General features: G+C 70.3%; 20 protein-coding genes. 12 read left to right on the top strand and 8 right to left on the bottom strand.

Going from position 1 to position 17429, the window contains the following annotated elements; translation table 11 throughout:
• Positions 1 to 83 precede the first annotated feature (83 nt).
• Both OHB13_RS10770 and OHB13_RS10765 read right to left on the bottom strand, forming a co-directional pair.
• Positions 84 to 422, bottom strand: a complete 339-nt coding sequence (locus OHB13_RS10770; protein WP_266857161.1) for a P-II family nitrogen regulator — start codon at positions 420 to 422, stop codon at positions 84 to 86.
• Positions 419 to 1750 (bottom strand): ammonium transporter, encoded by a 1332-nt coding sequence (locus OHB13_RS10765; RefSeq protein ID WP_406068495.1) that lies wholly within the window; start codon positions 1748 to 1750, stop codon positions 419 to 421. Before OHB13_RS10765 ends, OHB13_RS10770 begins: the two co-directional genes overlap by 4 nt.
• A gap of 158 nt (positions 1751 to 1908) precedes the next feature.
• Here OHB13_RS10765 and era point away from each other — a divergent pair, with 158 nt between their 5' ends.
• The gene (era, locus tag OHB13_RS10760; RefSeq protein ID WP_401599987.1) at positions 1909 to 2859 is read left to right on the top strand and encodes a GTPase Era; all 951 of its coding nucleotides are present in this window, start codon (positions 1909 to 1911) and stop codon (positions 2857 to 2859) included.
• Between the two features lie 61 nt (positions 2860 to 2920).
• On the opposite strand, the gene OHB13_RS10755 is transcribed toward era, so the two are convergent.
• Entirely contained in the window at positions 2921 to 3187 is a 267-nt protein-coding gene (locus OHB13_RS10755) for a protealysin inhibitor emfourin (protein ID WP_266857166.1), read from the bottom strand.
• A gap of 59 nt (positions 3188 to 3246) precedes the next feature.
• A complete protein-coding gene (locus OHB13_RS10750) occupies positions 3247 to 4344 on the bottom strand; it encodes a M4 family metallopeptidase (protein WP_328376911.1) in 1098 nt (365 codons plus the stop codon).
• A 313-nt stretch (positions 4345 to 4657) separates the two neighbouring features.
• On the opposite strand from OHB13_RS10750, the gene leuA reads away from it, so the two are divergent.
• Together leuA and OHB13_RS10740 are read left to right on the top strand one after the other, a co-directional pair.
• Complete coding sequence (gene leuA, locus OHB13_RS10745) at positions 4658 to 6415, top strand: 2-isopropylmalate synthase (RefSeq protein ID WP_328376910.1); 1758 nt, start codon at positions 4658 to 4660, stop codon at positions 6413 to 6415.
• 325 nt (positions 6416 to 6740) lie between these two features.
• On the top strand, positions 6741 to 7436 hold the full coding sequence (locus OHB13_RS10740) for a TerB family tellurite resistance protein (protein ID WP_266857171.1): 696 nt from the start codon (positions 6741 to 6743) through the stop codon (positions 7434 to 7436).
• Between the two features lie 43 nt (positions 7437 to 7479).
• Here the strand turns inward: OHB13_RS10740 and OHB13_RS10735 are convergent, their stop codons facing one another.
• Positions 7480 to 8343 (bottom strand): NmrA family NAD(P)-binding protein, encoded by an 864-nt coding sequence (locus OHB13_RS10735; RefSeq protein ID WP_328376909.1) that lies wholly within the window; start codon positions 8341 to 8343, stop codon positions 7480 to 7482.
• Positions 8343 to 8786, bottom strand: a complete 444-nt coding sequence (locus tag OHB13_RS10730) for a nuclear transport factor 2 family protein (protein WP_328376908.1) — start codon at positions 8784 to 8786, stop codon at positions 8343 to 8345. Before OHB13_RS10730 ends, OHB13_RS10735 begins: the two co-directional genes overlap by 1 nt.
• A gap of 87 nt (positions 8787 to 8873) precedes the next feature.
• Between OHB13_RS10730 and OHB13_RS10725 the strand changes: the two genes are divergently transcribed.
• From OHB13_RS10725 to OHB13_RS10685, 9 genes are all read left to right on the top strand, one after another.
• Positions 8874 to 9467, top strand: a complete 594-nt coding sequence (locus OHB13_RS10725) for a TetR/AcrR family transcriptional regulator (RefSeq protein ID WP_328376907.1) — start codon at positions 8874 to 8876, stop codon at positions 9465 to 9467.
• Positions 9468 to 9636: 169 nt separating this feature from the next.
• Entirely contained in the window at positions 9637 to 9939 is a 303-nt protein-coding gene (locus OHB13_RS10720) for an urease subunit gamma (protein WP_328376906.1), read from the top strand.
• A complete protein-coding gene (gene ureB / locus OHB13_RS10715; RefSeq protein ID WP_328376905.1) occupies positions 9936 to 10331 on the top strand; it encodes an urease subunit beta in 396 nt (131 codons plus the stop codon). Before OHB13_RS10720 ends, ureB begins: the two co-directional genes overlap by 4 nt.
• 1 nt (position 10332) lies before the next feature.
• Entirely contained in the window at positions 10333 to 12036 is a 1704-nt protein-coding gene (locus OHB13_RS10710) for an urease subunit alpha (protein WP_266857183.1), read from the top strand.
• On the top strand, positions 12036 to 12716 hold the full coding sequence (locus OHB13_RS10705) for an urease accessory protein UreF (protein WP_328376904.1): 681 nt from the start codon (positions 12036 to 12038) through the stop codon (positions 12714 to 12716). The genes OHB13_RS10710 and OHB13_RS10705 overlap by 1 nt, the downstream gene beginning before the upstream one ends.
• An 85-nt stretch (positions 12717 to 12801) precedes the next feature.
• The gene (gene ureG, locus OHB13_RS10700) at positions 12802 to 13494 is read left to right on the top strand and encodes an urease accessory protein UreG (RefSeq protein WP_266861090.1); all 693 of its coding nucleotides are present in this window, start codon (positions 12802 to 12804) and stop codon (positions 13492 to 13494) included.
• A gap of 113 nt (positions 13495 to 13607) precedes the next feature.
• The gene (locus OHB13_RS10695) at positions 13608 to 14273 is read left to right on the top strand and encodes an urease accessory protein UreD (protein WP_266861091.1); all 666 of its coding nucleotides are present in this window, start codon (positions 13608 to 13610) and stop codon (positions 14271 to 14273) included.
• Positions 14274 to 14364: 91 nt separating this feature from the next.
• Positions 14365 to 15111, top strand: a complete 747-nt coding sequence (gene recO / locus OHB13_RS10690; protein ID WP_266857187.1) for a DNA repair protein RecO — start codon at positions 14365 to 14367, stop codon at positions 15109 to 15111.
• An 18-nt stretch (positions 15112 to 15129) separates the two neighbouring features.
• Positions 15130 to 15951: an isoprenyl transferase gene (locus OHB13_RS10685; RefSeq protein WP_328376903.1), complete on the top strand. Its 822-nt coding sequence runs from the start codon at positions 15130 to 15132 to the stop codon at positions 15949 to 15951.
• 105 nt (positions 15952 to 16056) lie between these two features.
• Here the strand turns inward: OHB13_RS10685 and OHB13_RS10680 are convergent, their stop codons facing one another.
• Both OHB13_RS10680 and OHB13_RS10675 read right to left on the bottom strand, forming a co-directional pair.
• Positions 16057 to 16476, bottom strand: coding sequence for a Fur family transcriptional regulator (locus tag OHB13_RS10680; RefSeq protein ID WP_266857190.1), 420 nt, complete (start codon positions 16474 to 16476; stop codon positions 16057 to 16059).
• Between the two features lie 57 nt (positions 16477 to 16533).
• The gene (locus OHB13_RS10675) at positions 16534 to 17427 is read right to left on the bottom strand and encodes a metal ABC transporter permease (RefSeq protein WP_405751043.1); all 894 of its coding nucleotides are present in this window, start codon (positions 17425 to 17427) and stop codon (positions 16534 to 16536) included.
• Positions 17428 to 17429 lie beyond the last annotated feature (2 nt).

Genomic DNA, 17429 nt, shown 5'->3' with positions numbered 1-17429 from the left:
GGCCGCGGTGGCGGGTCATGTCCGGAGTGCGGCGGCCATGTTCGGAGCGCGGTGGTCATGTCTCGGTGTGCGGCGGTCGTGTCTCAGAGCGCGTCGGGGCCGCGCTCGTCCGTCCTGACGCGTACGACCGTCTCCACCGGCACGGCCCAGACCTTGCCGTCACCGATCTTGCCGGTGTGGGCGGCCCGTACCACCGCGTCGATGACCGCCTCGCTCTCCTCGTCGCCGACGACCACCTCGATCCGGACCTTCGGGACGAGATCGACGCGGTACTCGGCGCCGCGGTAGACCTCGGTGTGCCCGCGCTGCCTGCCGTATCCGCTCGCCTCGGTGACCGTCAGGCCGTTGACCCCGAGTTCCTGGAGGGCGGTCTTGACGTCGTCGAGCTTGTGCGGCTTGACGACCGCGGTGACCAGCTTCATGGCTTGACCTTCTGCAGCACGGAGGCGGAGAGCGGGGCTCCGTGGCCCAGCACGCCGTGATCGTAGGCGCTCTCGGCGTGCACCGTCAGGTCGAGGCCCTGCTGTTCGTGTTCCTCGTCGGCCCGGAAGCCGGTCAGCCGGTCGATTCCCTTGCCGATGCCGTACGTCACGGCGAACGCGTACACCGCGACCGCGAGCACGCCGGCGCTCTGCCGGCCCAGCTGGCCGAGCCCGCCGCCGTACAGCAGCCCCCGCGCGCCGCCCGTCATTCCCGCGGTCGCGAACAGCCCGATCAGCAGCGTCCCGACGACCCCGCCCACCAGGTGCACCCCGACGACATCCAGGGAGTCGTCGTAGTTCAGCCGGAACTTCCAGCCGACCGCGTACGAGCAGAGCACCCCGGCCGCGAGCCCGACGACCAGCGCCCCGACCAGCCCGACCGCACCGCAGGACGGGGTGATCGCGACCAGCCCGGCCACCGCGCCGGACGCGGCGCCCAGCGTGGTCGGGTGGCCGTCCCGCTTCTGTTCGACGAAGAGCCAGCCGAGGAGGCCGGTGCAGCCGGCGGCGAGGGTGTTCAGGAAGGCGGCCGCCGCCAGCCCGTTGGCGCCGAGCGCCGAGCCCGCGTTGAAGCCGAACCAGCCGAACCAGAGCAGCCCCGCGCCCATCACCACCATCGGCAGGTTGTGCGGGCGCATCGAGTCCTTCTTGAAGCCGAGCCGCGGCCCGAGCACCAGACAGAGCGCGAGCCCCGAAGCGCCCGAGACGATCTCGACCGGCATACCGCCCGCGAAGTCCAGTGCCTTCAGATCGCTGAGGATCCAGCCGCCGGGCCCCCAGACCCAGTGCGCCACGGGGACGTATACGAGCAGCGTCCACACGGGGACGAAGACCAGCCACGCGCCGAACTTCGCCCGGTCCGCGATGGCCCCGCTGATCAGCGCGGCCGTGACGATCGCGAAGGTGAGCTGGAAGGTGGCGAAGAGCAGCGTCGGCACGGAGCCGTGCACACTGCCCGGGCCGATACCGGCCATCCCGGCATGGCCGAGCCCGCCGATCAGGCCGCCGAACGCGTCGGGGCCGTAGACCAGCGAGTAGCCCGCAAGCAGCCAGACCACGGTGACGAGCGCGATCGACACGAAGCTCATCATCAGCATGTTCAGCACGCTCTTGGTGCGGACCATCCCGCCGTAGAAGAGTGCGAGGCCGGGCGTCATCAGCAGCACCATCGCGGTCGCGGCGAGCAGCCAGGCGGTGTCGCCGCTGTCGATACCGGCGGCCAGGGTGGTCAGCGGTGGCAGGGGTGTCGCAGGCGTCGCATGCGTCACAGGGGGGTCACCTCTCCGGTTACGTTGCGGTAGAGGTTCCCGCTTTCGCGTTTCCACACGGCTGCACCCGTGTTTCGTCCGTATTTCGTGTCGCGGGACGGTTACCGGGAACTCACCGCGGGGCCACCTGGTCGGCGTCCACCGGACGATCGGGGAGAATGGGCGCCATGAGCGTTCACACCCAGTCATCCGAAGCAGCCCACCGGGCCGGTTTCGCCTGCTTCGTCGGCCGCCCCAACGCGGGCAAGTCCACTCTCACGAACGCTCTCGTCGGCAAGAAGGTGGCGATCACCTCCAGCCGGCCGCAGACCACCCGCCACACGGTGCGCGGCATCGTGCACCGCCCCGACGCCCAGCTGATCCTGGTGGACACCCCCGGCCTCCACAAGCCGCGCACGCTGCTGGGCGAGCGGCTCAACGACGTCGTACGGACCACCTGGGCCGAGGTCGACGTCATCGGCTTCTGCGTCCCCGCCGACCAGAAGCTCGGCCCCGGCGACAAGTTCATCGCCAAGGAACTGGCCGGGATCAAGAAGACCCCGAAGATCGCCGTGGTCACCAAGACCGACCTGGTCGACGGCAAGCAGCTCGCCGAGCAGCTCATCGCCATCGACCAGCTCGCCACGGAACTCGGCTTCGAATGGGCCGAGATCATCCCGGTCTCCGCCGTCGGTGACCAGCAGGTCTCGCTCCTCGCCGACCTCATCGCCCCGCTGCTGCCGCTGAGCCCCCCGCTCTACCCGGAGGGCGACCTCACGGACGAGCCCGAGATGGTGATGGTCGCGGAGCTGATCCGGGAGGCCGCGCTGGAGGGCGTACGGGACGAGCTGCCGCACTCCATCGCCGTCGTCGTCGAGGAGATGCTGCCCCGCGAGAACCGGCCCGCGGAGAAGCCGCTGCTCGACATCCACGCGAACGTATACATCGAGCGGCCGAGCCAGAAGGGCATCATCATCGGCCCCAAGGGCGCCCGTCTGAAGGACGTCGGCATGAAGTCCCGCAAGCAGATCGAGGCGCTGCTCGGCACACCGGTCTTCCTTGACCTGCACGTGAAGGTGGCGAAGGACTGGCAGCGGGACCCGAAGCAGCTGCGGAAGCTCGGGTTCTGAACCGCTGATTCCGGCGCGGACGGACCCCGCCCGCTACGCCCCGCCCACTACGACCGGCCCGCTACGCACCCTCTTTCAGCACCCGCGAGATCAGCGACCGCTGCGCCTCGCTGAGCCGCGGGTCCGTGCAGTACACCGTCCGGTCGTCCACCGTGATCCGGTAGTTGAACCCGTCGGGCACCCCCTGGGGCGGTGCGTCGTGGCCCGCCGCCACCGCCTCTTCGGCCAGCTCGTGCCACTCGCCGGCATCGGGCCGGGCCGAGGTGTCCACCTCGGCCCGGCGCTCGATACCGGCGAAGCCTCCCGTGCGCCTTACCTGGATACGCATGGGACCTGTCTACCCACGATCTGCCTCTTACGCGATCGGTCCGTTACGCGATCGGCCTCCTACGAGCCGGTCGGGACGCCGACCGTGGACCACGCCTTGGTCACCGCCTCCTGCTCGTCGCCGCTGCCGAAGCGTGCCTGGGCGGCCTTGACCGTCAGCCGGGCGAAGTCCGCGAAGCTCGCGTCGGCCGGCAGGTCGCCGCCGGTCAGGGTGTCGTACCAGATCTGCCCGGCCCGCTCCCAGGCCTTGCCGCCCAGGGCGTCCGCCAGCAGGTAGAAGGCGTGGTTGGGGATACCGGAGTTGACGTGGACCCCGCCGTTGTCGTCGGTGGTCCTGACGAACCCCTTCATCGTCCCGGGCTGCGGGTCCTTGCCGAGGACATCGTCGTCGTACGCGGTGCCGGGCGCCTTCATCGAGCGCAGCGCGACCCCCGAGACGCGCGGCGCCAGGAGGCCGGCGCCGATCAGCCAGTCGGCCCGGTCGGCGGTCTGGCCCAGGGCGTACTGCTTGATGAGCGAGCCGAAGACGTCCGAGACCGACTCGTTGAGCGCACCGGACTGGCCGGAGTAGGCCAGGTTCGCGGTGTACTGCGTGACGCCGTGGGTGAGTTCGTGGCCGATGACGTCCACCGGGATGGTGAAGTCGAGGAAGATCTGCCCGTCACCGTCGCCGAAGACCATCTGGCTGCCGTCCCAGAAGGCGTTGTTGTACTTCCGGTCGTAGTGGACGCTCGCGTCGAGCGCCAGCCCCTTGCCGTCGATCGAATACCGCCCGTACGCCTTGAGGTACAGCTCGAAGGTGGCGCCGAGGCCCGCGTACGCTCGGTTGACCGTCGCGTCCTTGCCCGGCTGCGCGCCCTCCGCGCGGACCTTGGTGCCGGGCAGCTGGGTGCCGTGCCCGGCGTCGTAGATGGTCCGCTTCGGTGTCCTGGGCGCCGGGTCGGCCGGTCCCGATACGCCGCCGGTGTCGCGCACGGTGGCGGCCACAGCCGTCCGGCGCCGGCTGCGGTGCGAGTCGTCCGCCTCAAGGGTGCGGCGGGCCGGACCGGAGAGCTCCGGGTCCTCGGCTTCGGCGAGCTTGCTGAGGATGTGCGGCGGAATGATCGAGCAGAAGACGGAACGAGTGGTCGGGCCGGTCGGGCCAGTGGTGCCAGTCATCTCAGGAGTGTCAGTCATGTCTCCGAATGTGGCACTGCGTAAGGAAGTTGTCACTGGTTGCGACGGTGATTGACGAGAAAGAGTGACCCGGCACCGCGCCGACGGTGACTGCCGGGTGTCCCGCATACTGATACGGGAGCGGCGTTCCAGGTGCCGCTGGGCTAGGCTGCGGAACATCATGCGTTTCGGGCTGCTTCTCCTTAGCTGCCGCGGCGAGGGCCTGTAGTCGTAGGTCGACCCCCTCCCCGCGGAGTCTGGTGCTGTAGCGGCACAGTCGGCCTTCCCCCGCTGGATCCCGAGGAGCCCTACGCAGATGTCGCACCCCACGCCGATCACCAACGCCACCCGGATGCAGAAGCCCTCCGGAATGCCGGTGCACAAGTACGGCCAGTACGAAGCCGTCGAGATCCCCGACCGCAGCTGGCCCGACAACCGGATCACCCAGGCCCCCCGCTGGCTGTCCACCGATCTGCGCGACGGCAACCAGGCCCTGATCGACCCCATGTCGCCGGCCCGCAAGCGCGAGATGTTCGACCTGCTGGTGAAGATGGGCTACAAGGAGATCGAGGTCGGCTTCCCGGCCTCCGGCGAGACCGACTTCAACTTCGTACGCTCGATCATCGAGGAAGAGGGCGCGATCCCCGAGGACGTGACCATCTCCGTCCTGACCCAGGCCCGTGAGGACCTGATCGAGCGCACCGTCGAGTCGCTGCGCGGCGCGCACCGCGCGACCGTGCACCTCTACAACGCGACCGCGCCGACCTTCCGCCGGGTCGTCTTCCGTGGCTCCAAGGACGACATCAAGCAGATCGCCGTGGACGGCACCCGTCTGGTGATGGAGTACGCCGAGAAGATCCTGGGCCCCGAGACGAGCTTCGGCTACCAGTACAGCCCGGAGATCTTCACGGACACCGAGCTGGACTTCGCCCTGGAGGTCTGCGAGGCGGTCATGGACGTCTGGCAGCCCGAGGCGGGACGCGAGATCATCCTCAATCTGCCCGCCACCGTGGAGCGTTCGACGCCGTCCACGCACGCGGACCGCTTCGAGTGGATGTCGCGCAATCTGTCGCGCCGCGAGTTCGTCTGCCTGTCCGTCCACCCGCACAACGACCGCGGCACCGCCGTCGCCGCCGCCGAACTGGCCATCATGGCGGGCGCCGACCGTATCGAGGGCTGTCTGTTCGGGCAGGGCGAGCGCACCGGCAACGTCGACCTGGTGACGCTGGGCATGAACCTGTTCAGCCAGGGCGTCGACCCGCAGATCGACTTCTCGCAGATCGACGAGGTGCGCCGCACCGCCGAGTACTGCAACCAGATGGAGATCCACCCCCGCCACCCCTACGCGGGCGACCTGGTCTACACGTCCTTCTCCGGCTCCCACCAGGACGCCATCAAGAAGGGCTTCGACGCGATGGAGGCCGACGCGGCCGCCCAGGGCAAGACGGTCGACGACATCGAGTGGGCCGTCCCGTACCTGCCGATCGACCCCAAGGACGTCGGCCGCTCGTACGAGGCCGTGATCCGGGTCAACTCGCAGTCCGGCAAGGGCGGTATCGCGTACGTCCTGAAGAACGAGCACAAGCTGGACCTGCCGCGCCGGATGCAGATCGAGTTCTCGAAGATCATCCAGACGAAGACCGACGCCGAGGGCGGCGAGGTCACGCCGAAGGACATCTGGGCGATCTTCCAGGACGAGTACCTGCCCAGCTCCGTCGACGGCGACACCCGCTGGGGCCGGATCCAGCTGCGTTCCGGCCAGACCACGACGGACACCGACGGCAGGGACACCCTGACTGTCGAGGCCGTTGTGGACGGGGTCGAGACGGCGCTGTCGGGCACCGGCAACGGTCCGATCTCGGCCTTCTTCGCCGCGCTGTCCGAGACCGGTGTGGACGCCCGGCTGCTGGACTACCAGGAGCACACGATGAGCGAGGGCGCGAGCGCGCTGGCCGCCTCGTACATCGAGTGCGCGATCGACGGCAAGGTCATGTGGGGCATCGGCATCGACGCCAACACCACACGTGCCTCGCTGAAGGCGGTCGTCTCCGCGGTGAACAGGGCCGCCCGCTGACCCCTGGGCCCCGCCGCCCACTCCCGCACCACGCTCCGCCCGACCGGGGCCGTCCCGCAGATTCTTCTTACGGGTACGGCCCCGCCGTCGGTTTTTCGGCGGCCCCGGCCGTGCGGAACGCTTCTGACCTCTCCCTTCCCGGGTCCCCGTCGCTCTCGGCGATGGTCGGGACCAAGCCATCTCCTGTCAGGGTGCTGACGCCGCATCATCGATGTGGCTAACATCACGTCCACATGGCGGCCCCGTGTCCAACGGAACAACCGGGGGACACGGGCGTGGTGGAGCGCAGCGCAACGGAGCGTTGCCGGTGTTACGGAGGTGAGCCGTGCTGTCAGTCCGTGGACGAAGCGGCAAGAAGTCGATCATCTGGGCCGTCCGTACCTCCTGGGACACGGTCGGCGACGGCGAGTTCTTCTGTGCGGACTGCGGGGGAGACCGCAACTACCGCCGCCTGACAGGCCGCCGCAGGCTCACCGTGCTCGGCCTGCCACTCCTCTCGCGCGGCCGGACCGGCCCGGTGGTCGAATGCGCCGCCTGCTGGACGCAGTTCTCCACCGACACCCTCGACCGCCCGACCACGACGCGCTTCTCGGCGATGCTGCGCGACGCCGTCCACACCGTGACGCTCGCCGTCCTCACCGCGGGTGGCACCGGCTCCCACGCGGTGGTCGAGACCGCTGTCTCCACGGTCCGGGCCGCCGGATTCGACGAGTGCACCGAGGAGCAGCTCACCGCCCTGGTCGAGGCGCTCGCCGCGGACACCGGCCGGTTCGTCACGGACACCGAGCCGTGCGGGGCGGCGCTCACCATCGAGCTGCACGAGTCGCTGCAGCCGCTGGCGCCGCATCTCGCCCCGGTGGGCCGGGAGTCGATCCTGCTCCAGGGCGCCCGGATCGCCCTCGCCGACGGCCCGTACAGCCCGGCGGAGCGCGAGGTGCTCGCGACGGTCGGCGGCGCACTCCAGCTCTGCACGGAGGACACGGCCCGGCTGCTGGCGGCAGCGGCGCGGACACCTTCCTGAGGCGGCGCGCACACCTTACTGAGGACGCGCCCGTACCCGCGCGTCACGCCAACTCGTGCTCCGCGCACGTGCGGAAGGCCGTACGGAAGAACGTACGGAAGTCGCGCGGTGGGCGGCCGGTGAGCCGCTGGACGGTTTCGGTGGTGCGGTCCTCGGCTCCCTCGGCGATGGCCCGGTCCAGGCCGGCGAGCAGTTCGGCGAAGCCGGCAGGGACGACGGCGGTCAGCCGTTCCCGCAGCTGCTCGTGGCTCAGCTGCCGGTGGGTGACGCTCCGGCCGGTGATCTCTGTGATCAGGTCGGCGATCTCCCGGTGGCTCAGCGTCTCGGGCCCGGTGATGACCAGATCGGTGTTGGGGGCCTGGGCGTCGGTCAGCGCGTGTACGGCGACGGCGGCGATGTCGTCCGCGTCCACGAACGCGACGCGGCCGTCGCCGGTCGCCGTCTCGATGGTCCCGCGGTCCCGGATGCTCTGTGCGTGGAGGTGGTCGCCGGTGAAGTTCTGCATGAACCAGGAGGGCCGCAGCACGGCCCATTCACCGAACAGTTCCGGCAGCGCCTGGTGCACCTGCCCGACGGCCGGGCCGCCGGCCGGGATCGCCGAAGAGCTGAGCAGCACCGCGCGGCGCACACCTGCCGTACGGGCCTGCCGCAGGAAGGGCAGCATCACGGCGGCCGGATCGGGCGAGCCGGGCGGTGGGACCAGATAGACGCGGTCGGCGCCGGTCAGGGCTGCGCCGAAGGTCGCAGGGGAGTCCCAGTCGAAGCGGACGGCCTCGGCGCCGTCCACGGGGGTGGCGCGACGGCCGGCCGCCCTGACCCGGTGTCCGCCGGCCACGAGCCGGGCGGTGACACGGCTGCCGGTGGTGCCGGTCGCGCCGATGACGAGGGTGGTGCCGGATGTGGCCATCAGTTGCTCCCGGTGAAGACGGTCGTCGGGTCCTGGAGGACGGTGAGTGGGTTCCAGTAGTCGCGGTAGTGGGTGATGAGCCCGTCGGCGACGGTCACCACGGCGATATAGGTCATGTCGAAGGGGCTGCCGGTCTGCACCAGCCGGCCCACCCCGCGCATTTCGACCACGATGGTCTGCGGGACGGTGGTCCGGTGGATCTCGACGGACGGGAAGTCGTGGAGGTCGATGTGGTCGGGGTAGCCGCGCATGTAGTCGGCGACCGCGGCCTTTCCCTCCAGCCGCTTGGGCCAGCCGTCCGGCGCGAACGGGAACTCGAAGATCCCGTTCTCGTCCCAGAGGCCGACCCAGCCGTCGATGTCCTTGTCCAGCAGCAGTCGAAGGCCGTGGCGGTACAGGTCCGCCGGTGCCGGTGCCGGTGCCGGTGTCGTGTCCGTGGTCATGGGTGCTCCGTCCCGTACGATACGGACCCTGGGTCCGTTTCATCGGACGATACGGACCGCGGGTCCGCTTTGCAACTGGAGGAACCGATGTCCGAGCGCAAGCCACGCAAGGACGCGGCCCGCAACCGGGCGGCCGTCTTCGCCGCGGCCGACGACCTTTTCGCCCACTGTGAAAGCCCCGAGACCGTCACGATGGCCGACATCGCGGCGGCGGCCGGTGTGGGCAAGGCGACGCTCTTCCGGGCCTTCGGTGACCGCAACGGCCTGATCCGCGCGCTGTACGAAGCCCGGCTCGCGCCGGTCAGGAGCGCGGCCGAAGAGGGGCCTGCGCCCCTGGGGCCCGCCGCTCCGCCGCTGGTGCGCGTACCGGCCCTGCTCGACGCCCTGCTCTGCTTCAAGCTCGACAACCGCCACCTCGCGCTGGCTCTGGAAGGTGCGGGCTCGGCCAGTCCGTACCTGGCGGAGCACTACGAGCGGTGGCACGGCCTGCTGCGAAGTGCGCTGGAGGAGATCCCCGGCCCTGCCGGCAGTGGCTACACCGCGCACGCGCTGCTCGCCGCCATCCGCGCCGACCTCGTGGAACACCTCGTCGGCCAGGAGCGGATGAGCCGTGAACAGGTACGGGCGCATCTGGCGGACTTCACCGCAGGGGTGCTCGGATCCGGTGCGTCGCAGGGCTGAATGGCGCAGAGATTTCGGGCGGTTTGCCCGTATTTAGTGGGTCATAACCCCAGAAGGGGATTTTTTATGGTGCGCTGAAAGTTGCCACAGCGCCGTCGGTGGGTTTATAAGAGGGATGTGGCTGTGGCGATTCCGGGAATTCCGGAGAGTGCCGCCATGGAGGTTTCCCATGCTTCTCACTCCGTCCGACACGGAGAAATTGCTGCTGAGCGTAGCCGGAATGGTCGCCCGTGACCGGCGTGAACGCGGCGTACGTCTGAACTATCCCGAGACAGTGGCGCTGCTTGCCTGCTGGGCGATGGAACGGGCCCGCGAAGGTGCCCGTGTCGTGGACCTCATGACGGCGGGCAGGAACGTATTGACCCGCGCTGACGTGCTCGAAGGTGTGCCGGAGATGCTGCACGACGTTCAGGTCGAAGCGACCTTCCCCGACGGGCGCAAGCTCGTCACGATCACCTCGCCGATCCCGTGATCCCCGGGGAGATCCGCACCGGATCAGGCGTACTCGAAATCAATGAAACCCTCATGCAATTGCGGCTCGACGTGGTGAATGACGGTGACCGGCCGATTCAGATCGGCTCGCATTTTCATTTCTCCGATGTAAATCCCGCCCTTTCCTTCGACCGAGCCGCGGCCGAAGGATTCAGGCTCGATATTCCGTCCGGCACCTCGCTGCGCTTCGAACCCGGGGTCGGTGCCGAGGTGACGCTGGTGGAGCTCGGCGGGCGGCGGACGGTCCCCGGCCTCGCCCTGCCCGGAAGCCCCGCCCGCACAGCACCCACGGACCGCACAGCGCCGGCAGAACCAACAGCACCCGCAGAACCAACAGGACCAACGGCACCGGCACGGACGGAGGAAGGCTGAGATGGCCCGGATGACCCGCGCCGCCTACGCGGCGCTCTACGGACCCACCACCGGTGACCGGATCCGCCTCGCCGACACCGACCTCTGGATCGAGGTCGAGGAGGACCGCTGCTTCGGCGGCGACGAAGCCGTATTCGGCGGCGGCAAGTCCATCCGCGAGTCCATGGCCCAGGCCACCGACTCCCGTGCCGAGGGCGCTCTCGACCTGGTCATCACCAATGTCGTGGTCCTTGATCACTGGGGCGTCGTGAAGACCGACGTCGGAATCCGTGAGGGCCGGATCGTCGCACTCGGCCGCTCCGGCAACCCCGATATGAGCGACGGTGTCCACCCCGGCCTGGTGATCGGCCCCGGTACCGATGTGGTGTCCGGCGAGGGGCGCATCCTGACCGCCGGGGCCATCGACACCCATGTCCACTTCCTGATGCCGGAGACGCTGCACGAGGCGCTCGCCACCGGCACCACCACCGTGATCGGCGGCGGCACCGGCGCCAGTGAGGGGTCCAAGGCGACCACCGTCACGCCCGGCGCCTGGAACCTCGCGATGATGCACCGCTCCCTGGACCGGATCCCGCTCAACATCATGCTGTTCGGCAAGGGCTCCACCGTCAGCGAGGAATCCCTGCGCGAGGCCGCGCTCGGCGGCGCCGGTGGCTACAAGGTCCACGAGGACTGGGGCGCCACGCCCGCCGCCATCGACGCCGCACTGCGCGCGGCCGACACCTACGGACTCCAGGTCGCGCTGCACGGCGACAGCCTCAACGAGGCCGGTTACGTCGAGGGCACCCTGGACGCCATCGCCGGGCGCGGCATCCACGTCTTCCACGCCGAGGGCGCGGGCGGCGGCCACGCCCCCGACATCATCACGGTCGCCTCGCACCCCAATGTGCTGCCGGCCTCCACCAATCCGACGCTGCCGCACACCGTGAACACCGTCGCCGAGCACCTCGACATGCTGATGGTCTGCCACCATCTCAACCCCCGGGTGCCCGAGGACCTGGCCTTCGCGGAATCCCGTATCCGCGCCACCACCATCGCCGCCGAGGACGTCCTGCACGACATCGGCGCCCTCTCCATCACCTCGTCCGACGCCCAGGCCATGGGCCGTATCGGTGAGGTCATCTGCCGTACCTGGCAGGTCGCGCACGCCATGAAGCAGCGGTTCGGAGACCGCGGCACGGAGCTGCCCGCGGACAACGAACGCGCCCGCCGCTATGTCGCCAAGTACACGATCTGCCCGGCGGTCGCCCATGGCATCGACCATGTCATCGGCTCTGTCGAGCCCGGCAAACTCGCCGACCTGGTGCTCTGGGACCCCGCGTTCTTCGGCATCAGGCCCGCCGCGGTGCTCAAGGGCGGCATGGTGGTGAGCGCGGCGCTCGGCGATGCCAACGCCGCGATCCCCACCACCCAGCCGGTCCTGCTCCGGCACACCGCGGCGGCCGACGCGGCCCCGCACCTCTCGGTCAGCTTCGTCGCTCCGGCGGCCCTGGAGGACGGTCTCGCCGAACGGCTGGGTCTGGTACGGGAGTTGGTCGCTGTACGGCCGACCCGTCACCTCACCAAGGCGGATCTGCCCAACAACACGGCGCTCCCGGCGATCGACGTCGACCCCGAGACCTTCGCCATCCGTATCGACGGGGAGCTCGTGGAGCCCGCCCCGGCCACCGAACTGCCGCTCGCCCAGCGGTACAGCCTGTTCTGATGCGTACCTCCGGGCTCGCGCCCCTGCTGCTCGCGGACGGGCGCCTGCCGGTCGGCGCGTACACCTACAGCGCCGGGCTCGAACCTGCCGTGGCGGCCGGGCTCACCCGCGACCGGATCCCCGCACTGCTGCGGGCCAGGCTGCACACCACCACCGTCACCGAGGCGGCCGCCGCGGTGCTCGCACTGCGGGCCGCGCGACGGGACCCGGTGGACTACGCCCCCGTACAGCGGGCGCTCGCGGCCAGGACGCCGGTGGCGCCGATGCGTGCGGCGTCGGCGACGCTCGGCAGGGGCGTGCACCGGCTCGCTCGCAGGCTCGCCCCCGGCCACCCGGCGGTCACGGCGCTCAGCACCGCGCACACGCCGTCCCTGCGCCCCCTGCGGCCCATCACGCTGGGCGCGCTCGGCGCGGTGCTCGACGTGTCGGACGAGGAACTGGCGTACGGCGTCGTCTACGACGAGCTCCAGACGGTCGCCGCCGCCGCGCTGAAGCTGCTGCCGGGCGACCCGCTCGACTCGGTGGCATGGATCCTCGCCGCCGAACCGGACGCGGCTGCCGCGGTGGCGGAAGCCCTCGCCGTACGGACACCCGACGGACTGCCCGCCAGGGCGGGCCTGCTCACCGAGGGGTGGGCCCTCGAACACGACCGACGAGAACGGAGACTCTTCCTTGCCTGAGAACGACCCCCGGACCGAGAACCGGCTTCCCCCGAACCGGCTCCCCCCGACCCAGCAGCGCCCGCACCCGCACTTCAACGAACCCCTGAACCAGCCGCGTGCCCTGCGCCTCGGTGTCGCGGGGCCGGTCGGCACCGGCAAGAGCTCGATCCTGGCGACCCTCTGCCGGGCGCTCGCCGGTGAACTTTCCATGGCTGTCGTCACCAACGACATCTACACCGACGAGGACGCCCGTTTCCTGCGTTCGGCGGGCGTCCTGCCCACCGAACGCATCCGTGCCGTGGAGACCGGCGCCTGCCCGCACACCGCGATCCGCGACGACGTCAGCGCCAACCTCGACGCGGTCGAGGACCTGGAAGAGGCGTACGGGCCGCTCGACCTGGTACTCATCGAGAGCGGGGGCGACAACCTCACCGCCACTTTCAGCCCGGCGCTCGCCGACGCCCAGCTCTTCTGCATCGATGTGGCGGGCGGCGGCGACGTGGCACGCAAGGGCGGGCCCGGCATCACCGGGGCCGACCTTCTCGTCATCAACAAGACCGACCTCGCACCCTATGTGGAGGTCGACGTCCCGGCGATGGTCGCCGACGCGGAGGCGGCCCGCGACGGGCTCCGGGTGCTCGCCCTGTCCAAGCACGATGCGGCATCGGTGGCTGAACTCACCGACTGGGTACGGGCGTTGCTCGTACGCCACCGCTCCGGTACCCATGTGCCCACCGACCCGGGCCCGATGGCCCCGCACAGCCATGGTGACGGCCAGGGCCACAGCCACCCGTGACCGGGCCCGACAACGGCGACACCGCGCCCGTCACCGCGCCCGTCACCGGGCCCGACGACGGCGCCGCCGACCCCACGGTCGTCGCCGTCGAGCGCGACGCGGCCGGCCGCCACCTGGCCCGCGAACTGAGCCCCGGCGCCTTCCTGGCGCCCCGCCCGCTGCGGCCGGGACCCGACGGGCTGCACATCGCCCTGGTCGGGACCCGCGCCGGACTCCTGGCGGGCGACACGCTGACCCTGCGCCTCACCGTGGGCCCCGGCGCCCGGCTGCACCTCGTCGAACCGGCCGGCCTCGTCGCGTACGACCACCGCGGCTCCACATCGGCCTGGCACGCCCGCGTAGACATCGCCGAGGGCGGCGAACTCACCTGGGACGCCAAGCCGTTCGTGGTCTCGTCCGGTGCGGACGTCCGGCGCACGATGGACATCACGCTGGCCGCCGGGGCCCGGATGCTCTGGCGCGACACCCTGGTCCTCGGGCGCTCCGGCGAACGGGGCGGCAGCGTACGGGCGACGACCCGTGCCACGTACGACGGCCAGGACCTGCTGGTCGAGGACCTGGACCTGCGCGCCCCGGACATCCGGGAGCTGCCCGGCATCCTCGGCGCCCACCGCGTCATCGGCTCGGTCACCGCACTCGGCGCCACCCCCGGCGGCCCGCCCCACCCGTACCGCACGGACCTGGCGGGCCCGGGAGCGCAGGTGCGGCTGCTGGACACGGTGGTTCCGGCGGTCGACGCGGAGCTCACGGGCGTGTGGGAGGAGTGGCGCCGGGCCTGAGCGGGAGCAGGCCCGGGCCCCGGAGCGCGAGCGGGCCCGGATCCGGGGCTCCCTGCGCAGGGGACCCGGCGCGTACGGGACAATGGATCCCATGAGTCTTTTCCGTGACGACGGGGTCGTCCTGCGGACTCAGAAGCTGGGTGAGGCCGACCGCATCATCACGCTGCTGACCCGGGGCCACGGGCGGGTGCGCGCCGTCGCGCGGGGCGTGCGGCGTACGAAGTCCAAATTCGGGGCGCGGCTCGAACCGTTCTCCCATGTCGACGTGCAGTTCTTCGCGCGCGGCAGCGAGCTGATCGGGCGCGGGCTCCCGCTGTGCACCCAGAGTGAGACCATCGCTCCGTACGGTGGCGGGATCGTCAGTGACTACGCCCGCTACACGGCGGGCACGGCCATGCTGGAGACGGCGGAGCGCTTCACCGACCACGAGGGCGAGCCGTCCGTCCAGCAGTATCTGCTGCTCATCGGCGGGCTGCGCACCCTCGCCCGTGGTGAGCACGCCCCGAATCTGATCCTCGACGCGTTCCTGCTGCGCTCGCTCGCCGTCAACGGCTACGCGCCCAGCTTCGAGGACTGCGCGAAGTGCGGCCTGGAGGGACCGAACCGGTTCTTCTCCGTGGCGGGCGGCGGGGCGGTGTGCGGCGACTGCCGGGTGCCCGGCAGCGTCGTACCCTCTGCGGAGGCCGTCGGGCTGCTCAGCGCACTGCTGACGGGGGACTGGACGACGGCCGACGCGGCCGAGCCGCGGCACGTCAGGGAGGGCAGCGGGCTCGTATCGGCCTATCTGCACTGGCACTTGGAGCGCGGGCTGCGCTCGTTGCGGTACGTAGAGAAGTAGTGAGAGGGAGACGAGCACATGGCACGACGCGGGATTCTGGGGCGTAACCGGGGCGAGGACCGCGAGTACAAGGTCCCCGAGGTGCACCCGTCGGGCGCCCGGCCGCCGAAGATCCCCGGCGAACTGGTGCCGAACCATGTGGCGATCGTCATGGACGGCAACGGCCGCTGGGCCAAGGACCGCGGACTGCCGCGCACCGAGGGCCACAAGGTCGGCGAGTCCACCGTCCTCGAAGTGCTCAACGGCTGCATCGAGATGGGCGTCAAGAACCTCTCGCTGTACGCCTTCTCGACCGAGAACTGGAAGCGCTCGCCCGACGAGGTGCGCTTCCTGATGAACTTCAACCGCGATGTCATCAGGCGGCGCCGGGACCAGATGGACGAGCTGGGGATCAGGATCCGCTGGGTGGGCCGGATGCCCAAGCTGTGGAAGTCGGTCGTCGAGGAACTCCAGGTCGCGCAGGAGCAGACCAAGGACAACGACAAGATGACGCTGTACTTCTGCGTCAACTACGGCGGGCGCGCGGAGATCGCCGACGCGGCGCAGGCCATCGCCCGCGATGTGGCGGCGGGCAAGCTGGACCCGGCGAAGGTCAATGAGAAGACCTTCGCGAAGTACATCTACTACCCGGACATGCCGGATGTGGACCTCTTCCTGCGTCCCAGCGGCGAGCAGCGCACGTCCAACTACCTGATCTGGCAGAGCGCGTACGCCGAGATGGTCTTCCAGGACGTCCTCTGGCCCGACTTCGACCGCCGCGACCTGTGGCGCGCCTGCCTCGAATTCGCCCAGCGGGACCGGCGGTTCGGCGGCGCGATCGAGGAGACGACGACTTCCTGAGACGGCTCAGGCACGCACCGGGGTCCGCCCCGGCGAACCGAGAGCGGGATGGTCCGGCCCCGGACCATCCCGCTCTCGTCTCTCCGGGGCAGACCCCGGACCGTCTCAGCTCTCCGTCGCGGACCCCGCGCACTCCGCGCAGGTCCCGAAGACCTCCATCGTGTGCGCGACGTTCACATACCCGTGCTGCGCCGCGATCGACTCCGCCCACTTCTCGACCGCGGGCCCCTCCACCTCGACGGCCTTGCCGCAGGTGCGGCAGACCAGATGGTGGTGGTGCTCACCGGTCGAGCACCGCCGGTACACCGACTCGCCGTCGCCCGTGCGCAGCACGTCGACCTCGCCGGCGTCGGCCAGCGACTGGAGTGTGCGGTAGACCGTGGTCAACCCGACCGAGTCGCCCCGGTGCTTGAGCACATCGTGCAGCTCCTGGGCACTGCGGAACTCGTCCACCTCGTCGAGTGCCGCGGCCACCGCGGCCCGCTGCCGGGTCGACCTGCCTCGTACTGGTGCTCCCGCAGTCACAGGTGCCTCCTCGCCGTGCGTCGCCCGCCCATGTGTCGGGCCATTGTGCCAGCTCCGTCAGGTCCCGGCCGATTCCACCGGCCGCCGCGTCGCCGGGACCCCGGGCCCGCCCCCGTCCTCCGCCGCCCGGGCGGCCCGTGCACGCCGTCTTGCGAGCGGTGCGGCGAGCGCGGTCAGTGCGACGAAGACCACGATGGCCAGCAGCACAATTGTCGCTCCCGGCGGGACGTCCTGGTAGTACGAGGTGATGGTGCCGGAGAGCGTCACCGCCGTGCCGATCACCACGGCCAGTACGAAGGTGACCGCGAACGACTTCGTCAGCTGCTGCGCCGCCGCCACCGGGACCACCATCAGGGCGCTCACAAGCAGCAGCCCGACCACCCGCATGGCGACGGTGACGGTGACGGCCGCCGTGACCGCGATGAGCAGGTTGAGCACCCGTACCGGCAGCCCGGTGACCCGCGCGAACTCCTCGTCCTGGCTGACCGCGAAGAGCTGCCTGCGCAGCCCGAGCGTCACCAGGATCACGAACGCGGCCAGCACGCAGATCGCGGTGACATCGCTCTGCGAGACGGTCGCGAGGGAGCCGAAGAGATACGACGAGAGGTTGGCGTTCGAGCCGGTCGGGGAGAGGTTGATCAGCAGTACCCCGCCCGACATACCGCCGTAGAAGAGCATCGCCAGCGCGACGTCCCCGCGCATCCGGCCGTAACTGCGGATCAGCTCCATCGAGACGGCGCCGACGACCGAGACCAGCGTCGCCATCCACACCGGACTGGAGTTGAGCAGAAAGCCGAGACCGACCCCGGTCATGGCGATATGGCCGATGCCGTCGCCCATCAGGGCCTGGCGGCGCTGGACGAGGTAGATGCCGATGGCGGGGGCGGTGATGCCGACCAGGACGGCGGCGAGCAAGGCGCGTTGCATCAGGGGGCTCTGGAGAAGTTCCATGA

Origin of the sequence: Streptomyces sp. NBC_00440 (genome assembly GCF_036014215.1) — a bacterium.
Classification (GTDB): domain Bacteria; phylum Actinomycetota; class Actinomycetes; order Streptomycetales; family Streptomycetaceae; genus Streptomyces.
This window is presented reverse-complemented; position numbering and strand designations above follow the sequence as displayed.

Coding starts and splice junctions, on each gene's coding strand:
- OHB13_RS10770 (WP_266857161.1), bottom strand. CDS start 422: ATGAAGCTGGTCACCGCGGTCGTCAAGCCGCACAAGCTCGACGACGTC.
- era (WP_401599987.1), top strand. CDS start 1,909: ATGGGCGCCATGAGCGTTCACACCCAGTCATCCGAAGCAGCCCACCGG.
- OHB13_RS10755 (WP_266857166.1), bottom strand. CDS start 3,187: ATGCGTATCCAGGTAAGGCGCACGGGAGGCTTCGCCGGTATCGAGCGC.
- OHB13_RS10750 (WP_328376911.1), bottom strand. CDS start 4,344: ATGACTGGCACCACTGGCCCGACCGGCCCGACCACTCGTTCCGTCTTC.
- leuA (WP_328376910.1), top strand. CDS start 4,658: ATGTCGCACCCCACGCCGATCACCAACGCCACCCGGATGCAGAAGCCC.
- OHB13_RS10735 (WP_328376909.1), bottom strand. CDS start 8,343: ATGGCCACATCCGGCACCACCCTCGTCATCGGCGCGACCGGCACCACC.
- OHB13_RS10730 (WP_328376908.1), bottom strand. CDS start 8,786: ATGACCACGGACACGACACCGGCACCGGCACCGGCACCGGCGGACCTG.
- OHB13_RS10725 (WP_328376907.1), top strand. CDS start 8,874: ATGTCCGAGCGCAAGCCACGCAAGGACGCGGCCCGCAACCGGGCGGCC.
- OHB13_RS10720 (WP_328376906.1), top strand. CDS start 9,637: ATGCTTCTCACTCCGTCCGACACGGAGAAATTGCTGCTGAGCGTAGCC.
- OHB13_RS10710 (WP_266857183.1), top strand. CDS start 10,333: ATGGCCCGGATGACCCGCGCCGCCTACGCGGCGCTCTACGGACCCACC.
- OHB13_RS10705 (WP_328376904.1), top strand. CDS start 12,036: ATGCGTACCTCCGGGCTCGCGCCCCTGCTGCTCGCGGACGGGCGCCTG.
- recO (WP_266857187.1), top strand. CDS start 14,365: ATGAGTCTTTTCCGTGACGACGGGGTCGTCCTGCGGACTCAGAAGCTG.
- OHB13_RS10685 (WP_328376903.1), top strand. CDS start 15,130: ATGGCACGACGCGGGATTCTGGGGCGTAACCGGGGCGAGGACCGCGAG.
- OHB13_RS10675 (WP_405751043.1), bottom strand. CDS start 17,427: ATGGAACTTCTCCAGAGCCCCCTGATGCAACGCGCCTTGCTCGCCGCC.